This is a genomic window from Rhizobium sp. TH2 (assembly GCF_024707525.1).
In the GTDB taxonomy this organism is placed as follows: domain Bacteria; phylum Pseudomonadota; class Alphaproteobacteria; order Rhizobiales; family Rhizobiaceae; genus Rhizobium_E.
The window spans coordinates 3,174,281-3,193,481 of the sequence record NZ_CP062231.1 but is presented as its reverse complement, the minus strand read 5'-3'; the positions used below and the strand labels follow the sequence as shown (position 1 = coordinate 3,193,481).

Annotated in this window: 22 protein-coding genes; 13 read left to right on the top strand and 9 right to left on the bottom strand. The window is 60.7% G+C overall.

All coding sequences use genetic code 11. The annotated features are described in order from the left end of the window. Nucleotides 1–23: 23 nt before the first annotated feature. Genes IHQ71_RS15810 through IHQ71_RS15800 form a run of 3 tightly spaced genes read left to right on the top strand, consistent with a single transcriptional unit; the run spans nucleotide 24 to nucleotide 2,275 of the window. Complete coding sequence (locus tag IHQ71_RS15810; RefSeq protein ID WP_258157418.1) at nucleotides 24–1,079, top strand: polysaccharide lyase; 1,056 nt, start codon at nucleotides 24–26, stop codon at nucleotides 1,077–1,079. Nucleotides 1,080–1,137: 58 nt separating this feature from the next. Continuing rightward, nucleotides 1,138–1,710: a helix-turn-helix domain-containing protein gene (locus IHQ71_RS15805; protein WP_258157417.1), complete on the top strand. Its 573-nt coding sequence runs from the start codon at nucleotides 1,138–1,140 to the stop codon at nucleotides 1,708–1,710. Between the two features lie 7 nt (nucleotides 1,711–1,717). Next, nucleotides 1,718–2,275: a GNAT family N-acetyltransferase gene (locus IHQ71_RS15800; RefSeq protein ID WP_258157416.1), complete on the top strand. Its 558-nt coding sequence runs from the start codon at nucleotides 1,718–1,720 to the stop codon at nucleotides 2,273–2,275. Here the strand turns inward: IHQ71_RS15800 and IHQ71_RS15795 are convergent. After that, nucleotides 2,265–4,292 carry an ATP-binding protein gene (locus IHQ71_RS15795; RefSeq protein ID WP_374989862.1) on the bottom strand — a complete coding sequence of 676 codons (2,028 nt, stop codon included), beginning with the start codon at nucleotides 4,290–4,292 and terminating at the stop codon, nucleotides 2,265–2,267. The genes IHQ71_RS15800 and IHQ71_RS15795 overlap by 11 nt on opposite strands. A gap of 193 nt (nucleotides 4,293–4,485) precedes the next feature. Here IHQ71_RS15795 and IHQ71_RS15790 point away from each other — a divergent pair, with 193 nt between their 5' ends. After that, nucleotides 4,486–4,959, top strand: coding sequence for a VOC family protein (locus tag IHQ71_RS15790; RefSeq protein WP_258157415.1), 474 nt, complete (start codon nucleotides 4,486–4,488; stop codon nucleotides 4,957–4,959). 61 nt (nucleotides 4,960–5,020) lie between these two features. Here IHQ71_RS15790 and IHQ71_RS15785 read toward each other — a convergent pair whose 3' ends face one another. The 3 genes from IHQ71_RS15785 to IHQ71_RS15775 form a co-directional block, all read right to left on the bottom strand. Further along, nucleotides 5,021–5,620 carry an NADPH-dependent FMN reductase gene (locus tag IHQ71_RS15785; protein ID WP_258157414.1) on the bottom strand — a complete coding sequence of 200 codons (600 nt, stop codon included), beginning with the start codon at nucleotides 5,618–5,620 and terminating at the stop codon, nucleotides 5,021–5,023. Nucleotides 5,621–5,705: 85 nt separating this feature from the next. Continuing rightward, nucleotides 5,706–6,125 (bottom strand): helix-turn-helix domain-containing protein, encoded by a 420-nt coding sequence (locus IHQ71_RS15780; protein ID WP_258157413.1) that lies wholly within the window; start codon nucleotides 6,123–6,125, stop codon nucleotides 5,706–5,708. A gap of 60 nt (nucleotides 6,126–6,185) precedes the next feature. Further along, nucleotides 6,186–7,283 (bottom strand): helix-turn-helix transcriptional regulator, encoded by a 1,098-nt coding sequence (locus IHQ71_RS15775; protein WP_258157412.1) that lies wholly within the window; start codon nucleotides 7,281–7,283, stop codon nucleotides 6,186–6,188. 326 nt (nucleotides 7,284–7,609) lie between these two features. Here IHQ71_RS15775 and IHQ71_RS15770 point away from each other — a divergent pair, with 326 nt between their 5' ends. The 4 genes from IHQ71_RS15770 to ilvN are packed head-to-tail and all read left to right on the top strand — an operon-like array spanning nucleotide 7,610 to nucleotide 10,718. Beyond that, the gene (locus IHQ71_RS15770) at nucleotides 7,610–9,391 is read left to right on the top strand and encodes an acetolactate synthase 3 large subunit (RefSeq protein ID WP_258157411.1); all 1,782 of its coding nucleotides are present in this window, start codon (nucleotides 7,610–7,612) and stop codon (nucleotides 9,389–9,391) included. A gap of 59 nt (nucleotides 9,392–9,450) precedes the next feature. Then, nucleotides 9,451–9,741 carry a hypothetical protein gene (locus IHQ71_RS15765; protein ID WP_258157410.1) on the top strand — a complete coding sequence of 97 codons (291 nt, stop codon included), beginning with the start codon at nucleotides 9,451–9,453 and terminating at the stop codon, nucleotides 9,739–9,741. Beyond that, entirely contained in the window at nucleotides 9,722–10,123 is a 402-nt protein-coding gene (locus IHQ71_RS15760; RefSeq protein WP_258157409.1) for a type II toxin-antitoxin system VapC family toxin, read from the top strand. The genes IHQ71_RS15765 and IHQ71_RS15760 overlap by 20 nt, the downstream gene beginning before the upstream one ends. Before the next feature lie 22 nt (nucleotides 10,124–10,145). Further along, nucleotides 10,146–10,718: an acetolactate synthase small subunit gene (gene ilvN / locus IHQ71_RS15755; RefSeq protein WP_258157408.1), complete on the top strand. Its 573-nt coding sequence runs from the start codon at nucleotides 10,146–10,148 to the stop codon at nucleotides 10,716–10,718. A gap of 39 nt (nucleotides 10,719–10,757) precedes the next feature. On the opposite strand, the gene IHQ71_RS15750 is transcribed toward ilvN, so the two are convergent. The 4 genes from IHQ71_RS15750 to IHQ71_RS15735 form a co-directional block, all read right to left on the bottom strand. Further along, nucleotides 10,758–11,600, bottom strand: coding sequence for an aldo/keto reductase (locus IHQ71_RS15750; protein ID WP_258157407.1), 843 nt, complete (start codon nucleotides 11,598–11,600; stop codon nucleotides 10,758–10,760). Between the two features lie 74 nt (nucleotides 11,601–11,674). After that, nucleotides 11,675–12,466: an anti-sigma factor gene (locus IHQ71_RS15745; RefSeq protein ID WP_258157406.1), complete on the bottom strand. Its 792-nt coding sequence runs from the start codon at nucleotides 12,464–12,466 to the stop codon at nucleotides 11,675–11,677. Then, nucleotides 12,463–12,939 carry an RNA polymerase sigma factor gene (locus IHQ71_RS15740; protein ID WP_374989861.1) on the bottom strand — a complete coding sequence of 159 codons (477 nt, stop codon included), beginning with the start codon at nucleotides 12,937–12,939 and terminating at the stop codon, nucleotides 12,463–12,465. The genes IHQ71_RS15745 and IHQ71_RS15740 overlap by 4 nt, the downstream gene beginning before the upstream one ends. Before the next feature lie 61 nt (nucleotides 12,940–13,000). Further along, the gene (locus tag IHQ71_RS15735; RefSeq protein ID WP_258157404.1) at nucleotides 13,001–13,375 is read right to left on the bottom strand and encodes a hypothetical protein; all 375 of its coding nucleotides are present in this window, start codon (nucleotides 13,373–13,375) and stop codon (nucleotides 13,001–13,003) included. 223 nt (nucleotides 13,376–13,598) lie between these two features. On the opposite strand from IHQ71_RS15735, the gene IHQ71_RS15730 reads away from it, so the two are divergent. The 3 genes from IHQ71_RS15730 to IHQ71_RS15720 all read left to right on the top strand — a co-directional run bounded on the left by IHQ71_RS15730 (nucleotide 13,599) and on the right by IHQ71_RS15720 (nucleotide 15,951). Continuing rightward, nucleotides 13,599–14,192, top strand: coding sequence for a LysE family translocator (locus tag IHQ71_RS15730; protein WP_258157403.1), 594 nt, complete (start codon nucleotides 13,599–13,601; stop codon nucleotides 14,190–14,192). 68 nt (nucleotides 14,193–14,260) lie between these two features. Then, on the top strand, nucleotides 14,261–14,743 hold the full coding sequence (locus IHQ71_RS15725) for a VOC family protein (RefSeq protein WP_308737847.1): 483 nt from the start codon (nucleotides 14,261–14,263) through the stop codon (nucleotides 14,741–14,743). Between the two features lie 80 nt (nucleotides 14,744–14,823). Continuing rightward, nucleotides 14,824–15,951, top strand: coding sequence for an ATP-dependent RecD-like DNA helicase (locus IHQ71_RS15720; RefSeq protein WP_258157402.1), 1,128 nt, complete (start codon nucleotides 14,824–14,826; stop codon nucleotides 15,949–15,951). A gap of 24 nt (nucleotides 15,952–15,975) precedes the next feature. On the opposite strand, the gene IHQ71_RS15715 is transcribed toward IHQ71_RS15720, so the two are convergent. Continuing rightward, nucleotides 15,976–16,542, bottom strand: a complete 567-nt coding sequence (locus IHQ71_RS15715) for a MerR family transcriptional regulator (protein WP_258157401.1) — start codon at nucleotides 16,540–16,542, stop codon at nucleotides 15,976–15,978. A gap of 577 nt (nucleotides 16,543–17,119) precedes the next feature. Between IHQ71_RS15715 and IHQ71_RS15710 the strand changes: the two genes are divergently transcribed. Both IHQ71_RS15710 and IHQ71_RS15705 read left to right on the top strand, forming a co-directional pair. Beyond that, nucleotides 17,120–17,872, top strand: coding sequence for a pyridoxine 5'-phosphate synthase (locus IHQ71_RS15710; RefSeq protein ID WP_258157400.1), 753 nt, complete (start codon nucleotides 17,120–17,122; stop codon nucleotides 17,870–17,872). Between the two features lie 42 nt (nucleotides 17,873–17,914). Next, nucleotides 17,915–19,138: an NAD(P)/FAD-dependent oxidoreductase gene (locus IHQ71_RS15705; protein ID WP_258157399.1), complete on the top strand. Its 1,224-nt coding sequence runs from the start codon at nucleotides 17,915–17,917 to the stop codon at nucleotides 19,136–19,138. Nucleotides 19,139–19,201: the final 63 nt, after the last annotated feature.

Genomic DNA, 19,201 nt, shown 5'->3' with positions numbered 1-19,201 from the left:
TGCATCGGATCGAGGGAGGAGAAATGCGTATTCTTGCGCTCGCGGCAGTCGCGATTGCAGTATTGTGCGCGGACAGTGCCTGCGCGCAATCGCTGAAGGATGATTTCGATAACGGCTCGCTCGATCCGACGAAGTGGACGAAGAAGCAGATCACGGATGCCCAGATATCGTTTGTGCCGGACAGCCGGTGCGGGCTCTCGGCCATTGAGATCACGGCGCGCGAAGGCGATGGTGGCCAGCAATGTGGCAATGCGTGCGAGCGCGCGGAACTCAGAACCGCCAAGTCGTCCTGGCCGTCATTCGGGCAGGAGGTGTGGTATCGGTTCAGCTTCCGGATAGACGGCGACATACCCACCATCGGCAGCGCCCGCACTGTCATCGGCCAATGGAAGGGGCCGGGCGATGGCAGTCCGATGCTGGCGCAGCGCTTCGACAATGGCGTGTTCCATATCACCGTGCAGGACAACGACAACCGGCGGGTAGTCGCGTCGGCCGAAGGCAATTACGATGACGTCCAGACGGTCGAAGCGAGTGCCACCAAGCCGGGCGACAAACACGAGAAGGATATTAACGCGGTCCTGGGCCTTCAATCGACGGAACTCGTCGATGGAAGAGTGTCAGATTTCGCGCGCAAAACCCGCTCCGACGATGTCGCCGGCGCGCCGGTGGACAAGGGATCTTTTGCGCAAAGTTCGGAGATCGCCAAGTCTGTCGGTCTGGCCGACCCCAAGTTCGTCTCACAAATCGAGGTCATTCCCGAGAAGGACGCCGTCCTACCGGATCCCCGGAAGGGTTGGGTCGATATGATCTATCGCATCAAGCCGGGTCGTGGCGACAACGAACGCGGACCCCGGGGCAGGGGTGAGATCGATATCTGGGCGAATGGCGAGAAGATTGTGTCCGTGCGCGGCAATATCGGCGCGACGCTGAAGCAGGGCGGCGACGAAAAACTCGTAGGCCCGTATTTCAAGTTCGGTATCTATCGTTCGAGCGTGCCCGGGACGCTACGCTTCCGGTTCGATGAGTTTTCCCAGGCGACATCGCGTGATGGGCTGCCGATGCTTTGCCCGGCGAAATAAGTCCCACGAAATTTCACATCGCACTTGCATTTCTCATATTTGGAAATATATTCCGTATATGGGATTTTCTTCGAGCGACGACAGCACTTTTGACAACCAGATCGCCACGCGGCTTAGAAGCCTTCGCGCGGAGCGCAACTGCTCGCTCGACGAACTGGCGCGTCTCAGCGGCGTCAGCCGGGCGACTTTATCACGTCTCGAAAACGCCGAGGTCAGCCCGACGGCGGCGGTACTTGGCCGGCTGTGCGCGGCCTATGGCATGACGATGTCGCGGCTGATGCGGATGGTGGAGGATGCGTTCGCGCCCGTCGTGCGGCGCGATGAGCAATGGGTCTGGAGCGATCCGCAGACTGGCTTCGAACGCCGCTCGGTGTCTCCGCCCAACGCGGCGCTCGCTGGCGAGGTGATCCAGGGCACGCTGCCGCCGGGCACCAGCATTATCTATCCGGAGGCGTCGAAGCCCGGGCTTGAGCATCATCTCGTCCTGCTCGAGGGACAGCTCACGCTTACGATCGGCGGCCGCGCGCATGATTTGAGCGCTGGGGATTGCCTGCGCTACCAGCTCTACGGCGCAACGGAATTCGCGACCCCCGATGACTGCGGCGCGAGATACCTTCTCTTTATGGTGTGAGGAACACATGGATACCAGACCATCCATCGAAATCGTGCGGTTCGGGGCGGAGGATTTGACGAACAATCTCGCTGGCCTCGCCGGCATTCTGCATGCCAGCGTCGAGGCTGGTGCCAGCATCAACTTCATGCTGCCCTACGACATGAAAGACGCCGCGGATTTCTGGACGCGGAAAGTCCTGCCTGCGCTCGAAGGTGGCAAACTGGTCATGCTCGTGGCCTGGCTTGAAGGTAGGATCGCCGGTACGGTTCAGCTGGATCATGACATGCCGCCGAACCAGCACCATCGTGCCGAATTGCGCAAGCTGATGGTGCATCCGGATTTCCGCAATCGCGGCATCGCGCGCATCCTGATGGCGGAGATCGAGAGGGTTGCCGGAGAGCTGGGACGCAGCCTGATCACGCTCGACACCCGTACGGGCGACAAGGCCGAGCCGCTTTATGCCTCGCTCGGCTATCTCACGGCAGGGGTGATACCGGGCTACTGCCGCGATACGGTGTCAGAGCGGATGGATGGTGCGACCTTCATGTACAAGCACCTGCAAGCCTCGAGTGTCACTTCTTGAGGAGGCTGCTGCCCGACTTGGAGAGAAGGCGCTCGCGCAGGGTCTGGCTTGGCTGGTAGAGCGCGGGCTCAGCGCTCACGGAACGGGCGCCGTTGTCGGCTGAGGAGTTCTTGAAAAGGGCGCTGTAGCGATCGATCCGGGTGTCCTGCCGCGTGATTTCGCCCAGGGGCGCGGTGCGCGCCGAGCCGGGAAGCATGCCGGGATTATAGGGTTCGAGGTCACCGGAGAATTCCGACCGGGGTTGAAGCGGCGCTTCGTCGTCGATCGGCGTGCCGTATTGCATGCCGCCCAAGACCGCTTCCTGCACGGTTGCCTCGGCTGCGGAGACGCGCGACTGGAAATCCGAGATATCGGGACCCGCGCTCTGGCGCATCCGTTCGATGACATTGCCGAGATTGATGGTCGAGGGATCGTCGATCCCTTCCTTCACCTCGGCGCCATGGGCGCGGGGGAGGACGCTTTCCTTGACGCGCTCGAACTTGAGCCGCATCGGCACGGGAAGCGCTTCGCCGAATGCGATGGCTTCGCCGTTGGCGAGCGATGAGATGAAATTCATCGCCGATATCGATGAGCCTGGAATGGCCTTGCGAATGATGTCCTGGTCGAGTTCGTTGGAGAGCCGCATCGAGAAGATGGTCGAGCACTGCGACAGGATGGTCTGGTCGAGTTCGCCCGGGCGCTGGGTGATGATCCCCAGAGAGCAGCCGTATTTGCGGCCTTCCTTGGCGATGCGGGCAATCGCCTGGCGCGTCGGGAAGAAGCCGAGCGTGGGGTCGGACGGCACGTAGCGGTGGGCCTCTTCGCAGACCACGAGAATGTGGACGGCACCATTCGACCAGAGCGAGATTTCGAAGGCCATGCGGCAGAGCACGGAAGCGACCGAATTGACGACTTCGGACGGAATGCCGGCGAGTTGCAGCGTCGCGATCGGCCTGCCATCGCCGGGAATCCGGAAAATCTGGGAGATTGTCTCGTTGATCGTGTCGCTGATCGTGTTCGAGGAGAACATGAAGCGGTAGCGCGGATCGTTGATCGCGGCGGCCAGGCGGAGTTTCAGCGCGCGCAGATAGGGCTTTTCCGAGCGGCCTTCGAGCTTGCCGATACGCTCGTCGATCAATGCCATGAGATCGGCGAAACGGTAGGGAACGGGCGTGTCGGCCGTGACGCCGTTGCGCTCGCTGCTGCGACGGCTGGACAGGCTCTCGTTGCCGCGGAAGGCGCGCTTGGCTTCCGGGATGAGGTCACGTAGCACGTCGAGTTCGTCGACGATGGGCGGACGGCCGCGAAAGAGAACTTCGGCGAGTTCCTCAAGGCGGAAAAGCCAGAAGGGCAGGTCGAGGCTGTCGGTGTCGATCACCACGGCCTTGTCGGGGAAGGCGGCAGCGAATTCGTTATGCGGATCGAGGATCAGGATGCGCAGTTTTGGATCGCTCTCTATCGCCTTGTTCATCAGAAGCGACACGGCCGTGGACTTGCCGGAACCGGTCGAGCCGACCAGCGCGAAATGCTTCGACAGCATGGAAGGGATGTGGACTGCAGCGTCGATGCTGCCATCCTGACTGAGCTTGCCAATGACGCTGGTTTCGAGCGCGCCGCGATCATAGATCTTCATGAGGTCGGAGGACCGGATCTGATGCGCGCGGGCGCCGAGATAGGGATAGGTCGTGATGCCGGTGGAGAACTGTTCGCGGCCGTCGTCAGAGACGCGGACTTCACCCAGCAGTTCAAGCTCGACCTTGAAGGCGTTCGAAGAGTCTTCCGTCCATTGCGCGGCGGATGTCTGCATGGCGCGCGTCAGTGCGATCACGCGGTTCTTTCCGACGAGAATGGTGACAAGACGCCCGACCGACCAGAGATCCGCTTCGGCTTCCTCGAACGAGCCGATCGACGCAGCGACGGTCGCATGCGCCCCGTCGCAGGCAATCACATTGCCGATGAAGCGGTGTGCCTGCTGGACTGCGTCGCGTCTTTCCTGAATCCCGGCGGACGGGGAGTTTTGCAAATCTCTGCTGAACAACGCGGTACTCCGTGGGCGCAGGCAAAGTGCAATTTAGCAATCCCGAGTTAACAAGCTGTTTCGGCACAAGTGTACCGAAATGGCGCAGAGGCATGCTGCCATCTTTTGTCACTGGTCGTGAGCCATACTTGAAAAAGTGGTTGACCGATACCGACCAGTTGGTATGTTCAGATAGCTCAAAAGGAGGAGAGCCATGACGATTTCGACGAAGTCCGTGCCGCAGGGCATGCATACGCTGACCCCACATCTTGTCTGCGCCAATTGCGTTGACGCAATCGAGTTCTACAAGAAAGCTTTCGGCGCCGAGGAAGGCATGCGGATGGATGGTGAAAGCGGCAAGATCATGCACGCGTCCATGAAATTCGGCGATTCCATGCTGATGCTGATGGACGAGTTTCCTGAATGGGGTGCAAAGGGTCCGAAGCTTATCGGCGGGACGCCCGTGACCGTCCATATGATCGTCGATGACGTCGATGCAGCCTTCGCCAAGGCGATCGCGGCCGGTGCCAAGGAAATCATGCCCGTCGCGGACCAGTTCTGGGGTGATCGCTACGGCGTGCTCGAGGATCCGTTCGGCCATAGCTGGTCTCTTTCCACGCCCGGCGAGCAACTGAGCGAAGAAGAGATCAAGGCCAACATGGCCAAGATGCAGACGATGCAGGCCTGACTGACCTCACCTGCATGATCGCGTCCGGGAGGCGAACCGCCATCGCCTCCCGGCCGTCTTGTTATGCGGCCGCGCGGATGTCGGCGGATTCGCGGGCGGTCTTCAGGGCATGGGTCCACCAGAGAAGCTCGTCGAGCATCTTCTCGGCGGTGTCGTCAAGATAGGGATAGTCGGCCATCGTCTTTCCCTCGCGCATGATGCCGAGCATTTCGTTCATGCCGATATGGACCGGGAATTTCAGCGACGCCACTTGGAGCTCGGCGAGGATGTGGCGCAGATGCTCGACGGCGCGGGCACCGCCGGTGCCGCCATAGGCGACGAAGGTGGCGGGCTTGCGATTGAATTCCTTGTAGGCATAGTCGAGTGCGTTCTTGAGCACGCCGCTGACCGAGTGATTATATTCTGCGGTGATGAAGATGTAGCCGTCGAGGCTATCCATCTTGGCCGCCCATTTCAGGGCAATCTCGTTCTGTGGCGGGACGTAGAACGGCGAGCCCATTTCCTCGAAGAAGGGCATCGGATAATCCCGCAGATCGACCACTTCGAACTCGGCGTCGGTGCGCCTGCCGGCAATCGCCGCGATCCAGTTGGTTGGGCCGTCGGCGAAGCGCCCCTGGCGGGTGGTTCCGACGATGATACCGATTTTAGGCTTGTGTCCCATTGCATTTTCCTTTGCTTACGAATGGTAAGCAGAGAACTATGTGTAACCAAGATGCGGGACAAGACGGCACTTTTTCAGATGTGACTTACTTTGAGGTAAGCATCGAATATCGTGCGGGTTCAGGGCTTTGAGAATTTCCATTGATGGAATTGTCGAATTGCTGCTGGGACTCTTCGATGCCGTCCCTGTTCCGCGTGACCCAATCGGCAATGGGAACGAGGGCGCAACGCAGGGACCGGCCGCGATCTGACAGCGCGTATTCGACCTTGGGCGGGATTGTCGGGTAAATCGTGCGCACCACCAGGCCATCGCGCTCGAGATTGCGGACGGTAACCGTCAGCATGCGCTGGGAGATGCCCGGCACTGCACGGTGCAAGTCCTTGAAGCGCATGGTGTTGTCGCCGAGGACGTTGAGAAGCAGGATGGTCCACTTGTCGCCGACGCGCGAGAGGATGTGCGCGATCGGGCGGCAGTCGCCGGGCAGATGTTCGTTGATCTTCGCCATTCAATCTCTTCGAGTGCACACTGCGGGGCGTGCAAATTCAACCATGAGCAATAGATGGTGTCACTCGATCGTCCTGACAAGCGATATTGCAGCGGCAAGGTCGGTCTGGCGGGAAAAACCGGTCTTCGAGAAGATGTTTTTCAAGTGGGCGCGCACGGTTTCGCGCGAAATGCCGAAGCTTTGAGCGGTGTTGTCGATGTCTTTTCCCGTGGCAAGGGCGCGGGCCACCCTGGCTTCCATCGTCGTCAGATCGAACAGTCCCTGGATCAGTTCGATCGGCGCAAGCCGGTCGCCATCAAGCGGTGTCAGGATGATGAAATAGGCGGCTGCCGTGAAGATGTCGCGCGCGTAGCCGCGCACCGGCACGAGGTGAAGAACAGCAGCGTCGCCGCCCTCCGTGCGGGGAAGCGCGATCGAACGGCTGGCGAAGCGCAGGGTAGGGCCGCCGGCACGGATGGCAGCGAGGCATTGCTCAAGCACCCGGTTGGCATCGTCATTGACCAGCCGTACCTTGTTGCCGGCGCCGATCAATGCCTGGTCGCGGCGGCCTTCGAAGAGGTTGTTGCAATCGATGAGTTGACCCTGTGCATCGATCGCGGCGGAGGGAAGCCCTGTCAAGCCGAATGCTTCATTGGCGCTCTGGATGCGCTCGAAGGCGAGGCGCGACGCAAGCAGCGCCGACCGGGCGATGTGCGGCCTGAGCGCGGTGAGGCTCTCCACCGCCTGCCGCTCTACAGGCCCGCGCTCAAGTGGCCGTTCGAGCGAGAGGATCAGCGTATCGCCATTCGGCACCTGGATATGCGTGGCCGTCGCGTAGCCGAATCCCATTGGCCAAAGCAGATCGCGATAGAGCGGCTCGCGCGCCATCTGCTCGGGCGAGAAATGATCGGCATCGGAGTGAAATTCGTTGGCGGGCAGCGTCAGCAGGAGCTTGCCGCGTGAATTGCGCGCCCACCAGCCCTCACTGGTGGCACGGTCATAGAATTCCCTCAACGAGTCGGTAAGAATGGTCCGGTTGGCCTTATGATCGCGCGCCGACAGAAGAAGTCCGCCCGTGGCGCCCGCCAAAACGGACAAACTCTCAAGGACCGAACTCCACATTTCAGGAACCAGTGCCGCCTCGTATATCCGGTCGATTATACTGTCGCTTGTGTTCATGCTGGCTCCGCTCCCAGCCGGTAATTCATGCATGTACTAATAAAGTCAATACTATATCCTGGAGTTCCATGATAATTGTCAAACTTGGAAGACAGTTTTTCCAACGGCTTGCCTGCGCGCATTTTTCGATTGACGGATCGCGAGTTTCTGACTAATTCTGCGCGCCATGAAAACTTTTGCAAAGATTCTTGTAGTGGGTAGGCGCATGGGCAGGATGGTGTAACCATCCGGCGAAAGCTCCCATGCGCTAGACGAGGCTCCTCCGGGGGCCTTTTTTTATGCCTTGAAACTTGATATCGCGACGGCCAACGGGAAGGAATACAGATATGACGGGCAAAGACGATAACCAGATGACGGGGGCGGAGATCGTTCTCAGGGCGCTCAGGGACAATGGCGTCAAGCATGTGTTCGGCTATCCGGGTGGAGCGGTTCTGCCGATCTACGACGAGATTTTCCAGCAGGACGACGTCGAGCACATCCTTGTCCGCCATGAGCAGGGCGCCGGCCACGCGGCAGAAGGCTATGCCCGCTCGACCGGCAAGGTCGGTGTCATGCTCGTCACCTCGGGCCCCGGTGCGACCAATGCGGTGACGCCGCTGCAGGATGCGCTGATGGACTCAATCCCGCTCGTCTGCATCACCGGCCAGGTTCCGTCGTCGCTGATAGGTTCCGATGCGTTCCAGGAATGCGATACCGTCGGCATCACCCGGCCCTGCACCAAGCACAACTGGCTGGTCAAGGACGTCAACCAGCTTGCCAAGATCATCCATGAAGCCTTCCGGATTGCCCAGTCCGGCCGGCCGGGCCCCGTGCTCATCGATATCCCGAAGGACGTGCAGTTCGCGACCGGCACCTATCAGGCGCCCGACAACGTGCCGATGGAAGCGCATTACCAGCCCAGGATCCAGGGCGATCCCGGCGAGATCGAGAAGGCCATCGCGATGATGGCCGGCGCCAAGCGCGGCATCATCTATTCCGGCGGCGGCGTGGTCAATTCCGGCCCGGTCGCGGCGAAGCTCCTGCGCGAACTGGTCGAACTTACCGGATTTCCGATCACCTCGACGCTGATGGGGCTCGGCGCCTATCCGGCATCCGGTCCGGCCTGGCTCGGCATGCTCGGCATGCATGGTTCCTACGAAGCCAACATGGCGATGCATGATTGCGACGTCATGCTCTGTGTCGGGGCGCGCTTCGACGACCGCATCACCGGCCGCATCAATGCGTTTTCGCCGAACTCGCGAAAAATCCATATCGATATCGATCCGTCCTCGATCAACAAGACGGTCCGCGTCGATGTGAAGATCGTCGGCGACAGTGCCTCCGTGCTCGAGGACATGCTGCGCGTCTGGCGGGCGAACGCCCGCACCGCGAACAAATCGCGCCTCGACGATTGGTGGACGCAGATCAACAAATGGCGCGCGCGCAACTCCTTTGCATACAAGCACAGCAAGGATGTGATCATGCCGCAATACGCGGTCGAGCGCCTCTATGAGCTCACCAAGGATCGCGACACCTACATCACCACGGAAGTCGGCCAGCACCAGATGTGGGCCGCACAGCTCTATCATTTCGACGAGCCGAACCGCTGGATGACCTCGGGCGGCCTCGGCACGATGGGTTACGGCCTGCCGGCGGCGCTCGGCGTGCAGATCGCCCATCCCGACAGCCTCGTCATCGATATCGCCGGCGACGCCTCGGTGCAGATGACGATGCAGGAGATGAGCTGCGCGGTGCAGTACAATGCGCCGATCAAGATCTTCATCCTCAACAACCAGTATATGGGCATGGTGCGCCAGTGGCAGCAGCTGCTGCACGGCAACCGGCTGTCGAACTCCTATACCGAGGCGATGCCTGATTTCGTCAAGCTCGCCGAGGCCTATGGCGGCCATGGCATACGCTGCGAAAAGCCTGATGATCTCGATGACGCCATCATGGAGATGATCGACGTCAAGAAGCCGGTGCTGTTCGATTGCCGCGTCGCCAACCTCGCCAATTGCTTCCCGATGATTCCATCGGGCAAGGCACATAACGAGATGCTGCTGCCGGATGAAGCCACCGACGAAGCGGTCGCCAACGCGATCGACGCCAAGGGCCGGCAGTTGGTTTGATAAAGGCTGGGCGGGCGGGTATGATCACTTCAATATCCGCCCGGCTTCAGGAGATGTAGATGACAACGATCAAAGCAACGGCCAAAGGCGAGTTCGTTCTGTCGAAAGAACTGCTGGAGGCACATGGGATCGGCGGCGAGGTGGAACTTGAGGTATCCGGTGGGCAGAGACAGATCGTGCTGAAGCTGGTGGACAAGCAGCCGGCGGTTGAGCCGAAAAAGACGCTCACAGTGGAAGAGTTTCTCGCTCGGCGACCTAAGTATGACGGTCCACCGCTCACAGACGAAATGATAAACGAGGCTATCTCAAAAGAGGCCGTGCGGCGGTGGAATGAAAAAAACAGCCGTTGACACCAACATTCTCGCTCGTCTGCTGGCGGAGGAGCCCGGTGCGGAGGCACGTTACGCAGAGGCTTTGCTGTCGTCCGGTCGGATTTATGTCAGCAAGAGCGTCTTGCTGGAGACCGAGTGGGTTCTCAGGACAGCGCTGAAGATCAAACGGCAAGACGTCGTGCGAATGATGTTGTCGATGCTGGAGATCGATCGGATTGACCTGGAATGCGCGGCCCAAGTGGCTGTAGCGATCGCGGCTTTCCGGCAAGGCATGGATTTCGGAGACGCACTTCATGTCGTAAGCGCGAGTGATGCCGACGGCTTCGTGACCTTCGACCGCGATCTCGTCAAACTCGCCAATCGCCATATGAATGAAATCAGCGTCGAACTGGCGCAATAGAAAATACGGGGCAGGAAACGAAATGAACAAGCACCTACAGCCGAGCGGTTCGGCCTATTTCATCGCAAAGGAAACGGAGACCGCCGAGGGCCATACGCTCTCGGTGCTCGTCGATAACGAACCCGGTGTCCTCGCCCGTGTAATCGGGCTTTTCTCGGGCCGAGGCTATAATATCGAGAGCCTGACGGTTTCGGAGACGGAGCACTCGTCGCATCTGTCGCGCATCACGATCGTGACGCGCGGCACGCCGCATGTGCTCGAACAGATCAAGTCGCAGCTCGAACGCATCGTGCCGGTGCATCGCGTCGTGGACCTGACGGTCCGGGCGCGCGAATTCGGCCAGGAGCGGCCGATCGAACGCGAACTGGCACTGATCAAGGTGGCGGGTTCCGGCGATCTCCGAGTCGAGGCGCTCCGGCTTGCCGAGGCTTTCCATGCCAAGGTGATCGACGCCACGGTCAGCCATTTCGTGTTCGAGATCACCGGCAAGTCGACCAAGATCGACCAGTTCATCGCCATCATGCAGCCGCTCGGGCTGAACGAGGTGTGCCGCACCGGCATCGCCGCGATGAACCGCGGTCCGCAGGGAATGTGATTCAAGTTGGCTTTGTAAGTGTCTGAGGCCGCAGGAAATTCAAATCATCTCCAGCGGCCTTTTTCTGTTCGGCGGCGGGAAGGCGGCGTCGAGTGCGGCCCAGTCTTCATCCGCTACTTGAAGAGCGACGGCGTCGCGATTTTCCTTCGCGCGATGAACACTCGATGTTTTTGGGATTGCGATGACATTTCCCTGGCGGATGAGGAAGGCGAGCGCCAGTTGTGCTGATGTCGCCTGGTAGGCCTTGGCGATGCGGATCAAATCATGGTTTTTGGCGAGTGCACCCTGTTCAATCGGCGAATAGGCCATGACGGGGATGTTTCGGTTCCGGCACCAGGGCAGGAGATCGAATTCGGGGCCGCGCCGGGCGAGATTATAGAGGATCTGATTAGTCGCGACAGTCTCGCCGCCGGGTACAGAGACGAGTTCTTCCATATCCGACGTGTCGAAATTCGAGACGCCCCAGGCGCCGATCTTGCCCGATGTCTTGAGGGTCTCGAAGGCCTCAACCGTCTCGGCCAATGGATGTTCACCGCGCCAGTGGAGCAGGTAGAGATCGATCCTGTCGACGCCCATGCGCGTCAGGCTTCGGTCGCAGGCGTCGATCGTGCCCTGGCGGCTGGCATTCCAGGGATAGACCTTCGAGACCAGGAAGACATCGTCCCGGCGGCCTTTGATTGCCTGTCCGACGATGCGCTCGGCACCGCCCTCGGCATACATTTCGGCCGTGTCGATCAGCGTCATACCGAGGTCGATGCCGCCTCTCAGGCTGTCGATCTCGCGCCCCGCCTCGGATACGTGCTCGCCCATGTTCCAGGTTCCTTGACCGAGGGCGGGCACCTTGGCGTGGTTGGGGAATATGACGGTGGGAATAGCGGTCATGGCTGTCGGTTCCGATGCTGCGATGAGCGCCAGAATAGGGCCGGGTTGTCACAAGGCGCAAGAGTCCAGACTTATCACAGCGTCTCGAACTGCCGGTAGCAATCATCCGCCACGCGGCGAAGCACATCGCGCGGGATTTCTCCGGTGACGGCGTAGGAGAGCTTTTCGTCGATCCAATAGAATGTTTCGACGGAGCCTTGCGCCGCAAAGCGGAAGCTGGTGATCGCATTGGCCTCGCTCTGGCCGACAAGGATCGTCAGCCGTTTGCCGGCGGCGTCCTCATACATCATAAGCGCGCCGGCCTTGCCGTTGACCGGCACCAGCCGGCCGCCGACGAGGCTGAAGCCGCGGGCTGAAAGATCGGGCGCGGCCAGCTGGTGGCCGAGCTTCTTGCTCAGCCATTTGACGAGGTGATCCTTCTCGTCGGCCTTGACCTCGACCGGGTGGCGAACCTCGCTTGCATAGATGAGGAATGCCGAGCTTGCCTCCTGGTGCAGGCCGGCATCCGCATTGGCCCGGTCGGCGTTGCCGAAGGGCACAAAATGTCCCGTTACCGCCCCGAGCACGAAGAGGCAGATGCCGGCGGCGACCTGCAGGCCGCGCATACGCCATGGACTGGAAGCCGGGGCCGGGGCAATATCCGCGGCTGAAGCAAAAAGCTCGGTATCGCCGGGGCTTGCCGCACGATAGGGCTCGAACAGCGTCTGGATCATGCAGTTCTGGGCCTGCCACTGCCGGACCTTTTCCGCGTCGTGAGGATGATCCCGCAGCCAGGCTTCGACGCGGGCCAGTTCGCCATTCGACAACTGCGCGTCGGCATAGGCATGGAGGTCGTCTTCGGTGACCGGGTTTGCAGCGTCAGTCATTCGGACCTCCGGAGCGGAATGATATTGTCGGCGGCGAGGAGCCGGGAAAGCTCGGCGCGGGCGCGCGAAAGACGCGACATCACGGTGCCGACAGGCGTCTTCATGATCTCGGCGACCTCGGTATAGGAATAGCCCTCGATGACCACCAGCATCAGCACGGCGCGGAATTCGGGTGACAGCGCATCGAGTGCTCGGGCGAGCCGGATGCGCTGCTGCGGGTCGCCGAACGCGTCGGCTGCCTGGAGGGTCTCGGCATTTTCGATCTCCACCGAGGGGAAGCGCCGCTCGCGGCGCGTGCCGTTGCGGTAGAGATTGGTCATGATGGTCAGCACCCATGCGCGCAAATTGGTCCCCGACCACGTCGCGCGCGCCAAAAGTATCCGCTCGACACTGTCGTGCAGCAGGTCCTCGCCATCGGCATCGGTGCGGGTCAGGCTTCTGGAATAGCGCCTGAGATCGGGCAGGAGCGCCATGATCCTGCCTTCGAAACTCTGCGGGGCCGGCGGTCCGCCAGCCCCGTTGCCATCGTCAGGTCTATGGCCTTGCGGCATCCCAAACGCCCTTGAAACCGTCACCCGTTACGTCGCCGCTCTTGGTGTCCTTCACCCAATAGTAGAGCGGCATACCATCTTTGGCCCACTGCATGGAACCATCCTCGCGTTTGATGATCGTGTAGGCGCCATCCGGTTTGTCGTCGGATTTGGCCATGAAGGGCGGCCAGGCCTTGGCGCAGTCGTCGTTGCAGTAGGACTCGCCCTTCTCGTCCTTCTTGAATGTGTAGAGCGTCATGCCGTTTTCGCCGGCAAGCACGTCGCCCTTCTCTGATTTGACCGTGGTCACGGCAGGGGCCGCGAAAGCGAAACTGGCGCTGACCAGAAAGATGAGCGGCAGGATTGTTCTGATGCGCATGATGATCTCCCGATGTTCGGCGGCGGCGAGGGGTCCTCGTCCGGCCTGGAGATGAGAAACATGAAGGTGGCGGTTTATTCCCGAGAACCGGGTCAAAAATGAAATTTCCCGCCTCGATTTACTGGTGTCAGCGGCGTCTTATCAAAGTCAGTGGTGGAGGTTTCACCCCTATTCATTGGACCGGCGCAGGTTAGGTCAGTTAGGTTGACCTATTGGAGGAACCATGTCGCCCGAAGTCTTGCTGTCTCTGATCCTGTTCGCGTTCACGACCTCCATTACGCCGGGGCCGAACAACATGATGCTGCTGGCCTCGGGCGTGAACTTCGGCATGCGGCGGACGATACCGCACATGATCGGCATCGAACTGGGTTTCGCGAGTCTCTTGATCGCGGTCGGCCTCGGGCTTGGTGCGCTGTTCCAGTCACTGCCGACGCTTTATCTCGTGCTGAAGGTTGCCGGCGGCCTCTACCTGCTGTGGATCGCGTGGTCGATCGGCATGTCGCGCTCGCTCGGCGACGGCAAGACGAGCGGTGCGCCGATGACGCTGGCTGCCGCGGCGGCGTTCCAGTGGGTCAATCCGAAGGCATGGGTCATGGCGGTGTCTTCCATGGCAGCCTTCGCCAATCCCACCGATCCCTTGTTCAGCGTGCTCATCGTCTCGTTCACTTTCGTGGCGCTGGCACTGCCCTGTCAGGGCGGCTGGGCGGCATTCGGCGCGTTGCTGCGGGACTGGCTATCGCATCCGGTGCGGTTGAAATGGTTCAATGTCAGTATGGCGGTGTTGCTGGTGGTGAGCCTGTGGCCGATGTTGAAGTGAGGTGTATTTACCGCCTCTTGCAATTCGCGCAGAAATGTTCTTAATTTGTTCTCTGAAAGGAGAATGAAATGCTCGGCTACGTGACGATCGGCGCGAACGACCTGGAAACATCCGGCTCCTTCTACGACGCCCTGCTGTTGCCCTTGGGCTATCAGAAGGAGACCAACGATACCTACCTCCGGTATTCACTGGAAGGTGTGGTGGACCCAGACAATGGGCCGGGTACAATTTATGTCATGAAGCCCTTCGATGGTGGCGTCGCAACGCCGGGCAATGGCATGATGCCAGCCTTTCGGGCGGCGGAGCCGGAGACGGTGCAGGCGCTGCATGCCGCCGGGCTCGCTGCTGGAGGTACCGACGAAGGCGGGCCGGGCACGCGCAGCTACTACAGCGACACCTTCTATGTGGCGTATCTCAGGGATCCGGTGGGAAACAAGGTGGCGGTGTTCACAGTTCTGAAGAAAGAATCCTTTGTCGAACTTCTTCGTTCTTTTCCCGGCGGCGTTGATCTCGAGCGCAACCGTTCGCCAAGCCGTGATATCGATGTGTGAAGCCGACCGTTCTGGGCGCCGATCCGTCGCCAGCGTGAATTCCGCTTGCCCGATCAACCCGAATCCTGCCAAGTCGCGCCATGCAATTTTCCACCCAGCAGGATGAGGCGCTGAAAGCTGTCTCGCGATGGCTCAAGGAGCCGCGGAGCCAGGTCTTCAGGCTGTTCGGCTATGCGGGCACCGGCAAGACGACGCTCGCAAAACACTTCGCCGACGAAGTCGATGGCGACGTGCTGTTTGCCGCCTTCACCGGCAAGGCGGCGCAGGTGCTGCGCTCGCGCGGCGCGTCCAATGCCCGGACGATCCATTCTCTGATCTACCGGCCGAAGGGCGAGGAAGAAGTCGAGGACGAGGTGACCGGCAAGACCTCGATGTCGCCGATGTTCTCGATCAACCGGCAAAGCCCGGTCGCCAAGGCCAAGCTGATCGTCATCGACGAATGCTCGATGGTGGACGAAGCGCTCGGCAAGGACCTGTTGAGCTTCGGCACCAAGGTGCTGGTGCTCGGCGATCCCGGCCAGTTGCCGCCCGTGTCCGGCGGCGGCTTTTTTACCGAGCACGAGCCCGACTATCTGCTCACCGAGATCCACCGCCAGGCGCGCGACAACCCGATCATCCAGCTTGCCATGCAGGTGCGCGAGGGCAAGGAGCTCATGCATGGCGACTACGGCACGGCGCAGATCATCGGCCGCGACGGCGTGAGCCAGGAACTGGTGCTCGGTGCCGACCAGGTTCTCGTCGGCACCAACAAGACGCGCAAGCGCTACAATCAGCGGCTTCGCGAGCTCAAGGGTTTTCCCAACAGCTATCCGGCCGCCGGTGATAAGCTGGTCTGCCTCAGGAACGACCAGGTCAAGGGCCTGCTCAACGGCTCGCTGTGGCAGGTGATGTCGGCTTCGCGTGAAACCACCAAGCCGGGCATCAATCTGCTGGTGCGGCCTGAAGACGACGACATGGATCGCGGGGCGGCCAAGATCAAGCTGCTCAAGGCCGCCTTCGAGGAGGTCGATGGCGAGATCCCCTGGAACATGCGCAAGCGCTACGACGAATTCGACTACGGCTATGCGCTGACCGTGCACAAGGCGCAGGGTTCGCAGTGGAACAATGTCGTGCTGTTCGACGAGGGCTGGGCTTTTCGCGAGACGCGGGAACGCTGGCTCTACACGGCGATCACGCGGGCGGCGGAGACGATTACGATCGTCAAGTGACGATCACCGAAGGTGACGCCGCAATCAATCCCCGATCAGCCCCAGCAGCACGGCCTTTGCCACTGCCTGGAAGCGGTTGGTGGAGCCGAATTTGCGGATGATGGCGTTTTCGACGGTCAGGATGTCGTCGATGCCACGGCCGGTGGCGTTGCTGATCCTGAGCGGCGTGTAGCCTTCCGACATCAGGCGGAGACAATGCAGTTCGAACTCGGTGAGGAAGGGCGTCCGCGCGGCCAGGTTGTCGCTGCTATCGTCGCTATCGGGGCTTTCGTGATCGAGGATTTCGCTGATCTGCTGCATTTGCCGGCGGATCAGGGATTCGCTGCTGATCAGTTCGCGCCTCTGGGCCAGCATCGCATCGCGGAACAGTTTGTCGGCTTCGTGCTGTGAGGTCGTCTCGGCCAGTTCGGACAGCAGTTCCTGGATCTGGACGATCGCCATGCCGGTTTCGCGGCAGAGATTGATCAGCGCCATGACCATGATCTGATGCGGGCCGTAGATACGCATCGCCCCGATACGATCGGCCTGCAGCAGCTTTTTTTCTTCGTAGAAATGCAACGTACGGTGCGTAACCCCGAATATGTTCGCCATATCAGCGATGGCAACCGGTTTGCTGGGGAGTTTTTGCGGTAATGGAATGGCGGGGAAGAATTGCGTGCTTCCCTTGTTTTCAGCGTCGTTACCATAAGGCCTGTAGTGTGCGTGCATGCCAGTCGCGCCCCTCAAATCGCTCCAACCTGCAGTCACCGCGTAACGCCGCGTACTTAGGGACATGCAAGAGGGTTCTCGGAGAACCCGAGTGACACTGCTGCTGATGACTTTGGCGCCGTATTGCCGACGCTCGTTGAGATATCCCTAAGCCGTTGACCGGCATTTTCGGCTGCCCGATCCGAACCACCTGCAATCCCTGAGGAATGCGGCGGGCCTCCCGGCTTCGGGCACGGTTAACCTTATACGCGAATCCGGAAATCGCGAAATCCTTAATTCTTGTCCGGCTTGAGCCGATTAAGTCAGGGTCAGGGAAAGCCTGACATCAGTTTCACGCGACGGTTGCGGCATGGTCCGCGGAAACCATCAATCAATTCAATCGATGCTTCACGAAATGTCGGTGGCGGCCATGAATTCGATGCGGTACTGATCTTGCAACACTTCAGGACCGGACCCGCCCATGACTGCCCATCTCTCCGTGAACCTCAATGCCATCGCGATGCTCAGGAACCGCCGTGAACTGCCATGGCCAAGTGTGGTGGGTTTCGGGCGTATCGCGCTCGAAGCGGGGGCGGCGGGACTGACGGTGCATCCGAGGCCGGACGAGCGGCATGTGCGCTTCACCGACGTGCCTGAGTTGCGGGCATTGATCTCCGAGGATTTCCCCGGTTGCGAATTCAATATCGAGGGTTATCCGTCGGAGGATTTCCTTGAACTGGTCGAGACCCACAAGCCGGACCAAGTCACCTTGGTGCCGGATGACCCGGCGCAGGCGACATCGGATCACGGCTGGGATTTCATAGCCAATTGCGAGCACCTGACTGTGATCTCGGCGCGGCTGAAAAAGGCCGGCATGCGCGTCTCGCTGTTTGCTGACGGCGACAGCAGCGTGGAGCAGATCGATACCGCCAAGGCGGTGGGTGCGGACCGGATCGAGCTCTATACCGGCCCCTATGGCGGCTGCTACGATGATCCCGCAGGCGCCGCGCGCTGGGCTGATATGCTGGGCGAGACCGCGGCGCATGCGATATCGCTCGGGCTCGAAGTCAATGCGGGCCATGATCTTACCGTTGCCAATCTGCCGCTGCTTTGCCGACACATTCCCGCACTCGCCGAAGTTTCGATCGGCCACGGCTTGACAGCGGACGCGCTGGAATATGGCATGGCCGAGACGGTGCGCCGCTATCGCCGCGCATTGGGGGAGAATATCTAGCCGGGCTGTCGCGTTGCCCAGCTGAACAACAATGCGGGCAAGATGAACAAGATTGCGATATGCGGCGCGGGACCGGCGGGTCTCGCCATGGCGCTGATGCTGACACGCGCCGGCCATGAGGTGGAGGTCATCGAGCGGTTTTCCGAGCCGGCGCCTGTCGGTTCGGGTCTCATCCTGCAGCCGACGGGGCTGACGGTCCTCCATCACCTCGGCCTCTATGACCGCATCATGTCGCTGGGGCACCGGATCGACCGGCTCTGGGGCACGGATGCGAAAACCGGCCGGCCAGTGCTCGATGTTCACTATGGAGCCGGTCCTTTCGGTCGTTTCGGGCTGGCGGTGCAGCGTGCGGCCCTGTTCGAGACCCTGCATGACGCCTTTGTCCGCGAGGGCATTCCGATCCTGACCGGCCGGCAGGTCGTTGGCGTTCGCGACATCGAGAGCGCGCCGGTGCTGGTGCTGTCGGATGGCAGCACATCAGGGCCTTATTGCCTGGCGATCGACGCCACCGGCTCGCGTTCGCAGTTGATGAATGCGCTTTGTCCCGATGACGTCTCGGTCGAGCTTGCCTATGGGGCCTTTTGGGCGACGCTCGATGCGGCTGATATGCCCTACGAGCCGAACGCGCTTGTCCAGCGCTATGAGCATGCAAGCGTCATGATCGGCGTGCTGCCCGTAGGAAGGCTGACGCCTGATGGCCGCGAGAAGGTCGCTTTCTTCTGGAGCCAGAAGATCGCCGAGGCGGATCGGACCAGGGCCGACGGGATTGACGCATGGAAGGCCCGGCTTCGCGGCTACTGGCCGGAGGCGTCCGTCATGCTGGAGGAGATTACCGGTTGGGAACAGCTGACGCTCGCGCGCTACCAACACCGCACACTCGCCCGACCGGCGCGGGGCAGGGTGGTTTTCATCGGCGATGCGGCCCATTGCACCAGCCCGCAATTGGGGCAAGGCGCCAATATGGCACTGCTCGATGCCGCCGCACTGGCGCATGGGCTGGCAACAAAGGCCAATATCGACCAGGCCATCGACCGCTATTGCCGTGGCCGGCGTAACCATGTGCGTCTGTTCCAGCTTTTCTCGCGCATGTTCACACCGTTCTATCAGGGCGATTCACGCGCGCTGTCGTTTATACGCGACCAGGTCGTCTCCACGGTGGCCCGGATACCGCCCGCGCCGCGCTTTCTGGCATCGCTCGTTTCGGGTACGATGCTCGATCCGTTCTCGGCCACCGGCCTTAAGGAACGCGATTGGATCAAGCGATAAAATAGCCCTTGGATAAGTCCATCTTTGGGTCTTTTCTTTTGTTGAGTGCGATAGTACATAAAT

Excerpts from the sequence above, each read along its gene's own strand:
- IHQ71_RS15810 (WP_258157418.1), top strand. The coding sequence starts at position 24 with ATGCGTATTCTTGCGCTCGCGGCAGTCGCGATTGCAGTATTGTGCGCG.
- IHQ71_RS15805 (WP_258157417.1), top strand. The coding sequence starts at position 1,138 with ATGGGATTTTCTTCGAGCGACGACAGCACTTTTGACAACCAGATCGCC.
- IHQ71_RS15800 (WP_258157416.1), top strand. The coding sequence starts at position 1,718 with ATGGATACCAGACCATCCATCGAAATCGTGCGGTTCGGGGCGGAGGAT.
- IHQ71_RS15790 (WP_258157415.1), top strand. The coding sequence starts at position 4,486 with ATGACGATTTCGACGAAGTCCGTGCCGCAGGGCATGCATACGCTGACC.
- IHQ71_RS15785 (WP_258157414.1), bottom strand. The coding sequence starts at position 5,620 with ATGGGACACAAGCCTAAAATCGGTATCATCGTCGGAACCACCCGCCAG.
- IHQ71_RS15780 (WP_258157413.1), bottom strand. The coding sequence starts at position 6,125 with ATGGCGAAGATCAACGAACATCTGCCCGGCGACTGCCGCCCGATCGCG.
- IHQ71_RS15775 (WP_258157412.1), bottom strand. The coding sequence starts at position 7,283 with ATGAACACAAGCGACAGTATAATCGACCGGATATACGAGGCGGCACTG.
- IHQ71_RS15770 (WP_258157411.1), top strand. The coding sequence starts at position 7,610 with ATGACGGGCAAAGACGATAACCAGATGACGGGGGCGGAGATCGTTCTC.
- IHQ71_RS15765 (WP_258157410.1), top strand. The coding sequence starts at position 9,451 with ATGACAACGATCAAAGCAACGGCCAAAGGCGAGTTCGTTCTGTCGAAA.
- IHQ71_RS15760 (WP_258157409.1), top strand. The coding sequence starts at position 9,722 with ATGAAAAAAACAGCCGTTGACACCAACATTCTCGCTCGTCTGCTGGCG.
- ilvN (WP_258157408.1), top strand. The coding sequence starts at position 10,146 with ATGAACAAGCACCTACAGCCGAGCGGTTCGGCCTATTTCATCGCAAAG.
- IHQ71_RS15750 (WP_258157407.1), bottom strand. The coding sequence starts at position 11,600 with ATGACCGCTATTCCCACCGTCATATTCCCCAACCACGCCAAGGTGCCC.
- IHQ71_RS15745 (WP_258157406.1), bottom strand. The coding sequence starts at position 12,466 with ATGACTGACGCTGCAAACCCGGTCACCGAAGACGACCTCCATGCCTAT.
- IHQ71_RS15740 (WP_374989861.1), bottom strand. The coding sequence starts at position 12,939 with ATGGCGCTCCTGCCCGATCTCAGGCGCTATTCCAGAAGCCTGACCCGC.
- IHQ71_RS15735 (WP_258157404.1), bottom strand. The coding sequence starts at position 13,375 with ATGCGCATCAGAACAATCCTGCCGCTCATCTTTCTGGTCAGCGCCAGT.
- IHQ71_RS15730 (WP_258157403.1), top strand. The coding sequence starts at position 13,599 with ATGTCGCCCGAAGTCTTGCTGTCTCTGATCCTGTTCGCGTTCACGACC.
- IHQ71_RS15725 (WP_308737847.1), top strand. The coding sequence starts at position 14,261 with ATGCTCGGCTACGTGACGATCGGCGCGAACGACCTGGAAACATCCGGC.
- IHQ71_RS15720 (WP_258157402.1), top strand. The coding sequence starts at position 14,824 with ATGCAATTTTCCACCCAGCAGGATGAGGCGCTGAAAGCTGTCTCGCGA.
- IHQ71_RS15715 (WP_258157401.1), bottom strand. The coding sequence starts at position 16,542 with ATGGCGAACATATTCGGGGTTACGCACCGTACGTTGCATTTCTACGAA.
- IHQ71_RS15710 (WP_258157400.1), top strand. The coding sequence starts at position 17,120 with ATGACTGCCCATCTCTCCGTGAACCTCAATGCCATCGCGATGCTCAGG.
- IHQ71_RS15705 (WP_258157399.1), top strand. The coding sequence starts at position 17,915 with ATGAACAAGATTGCGATATGCGGCGCGGGACCGGCGGGTCTCGCCATG.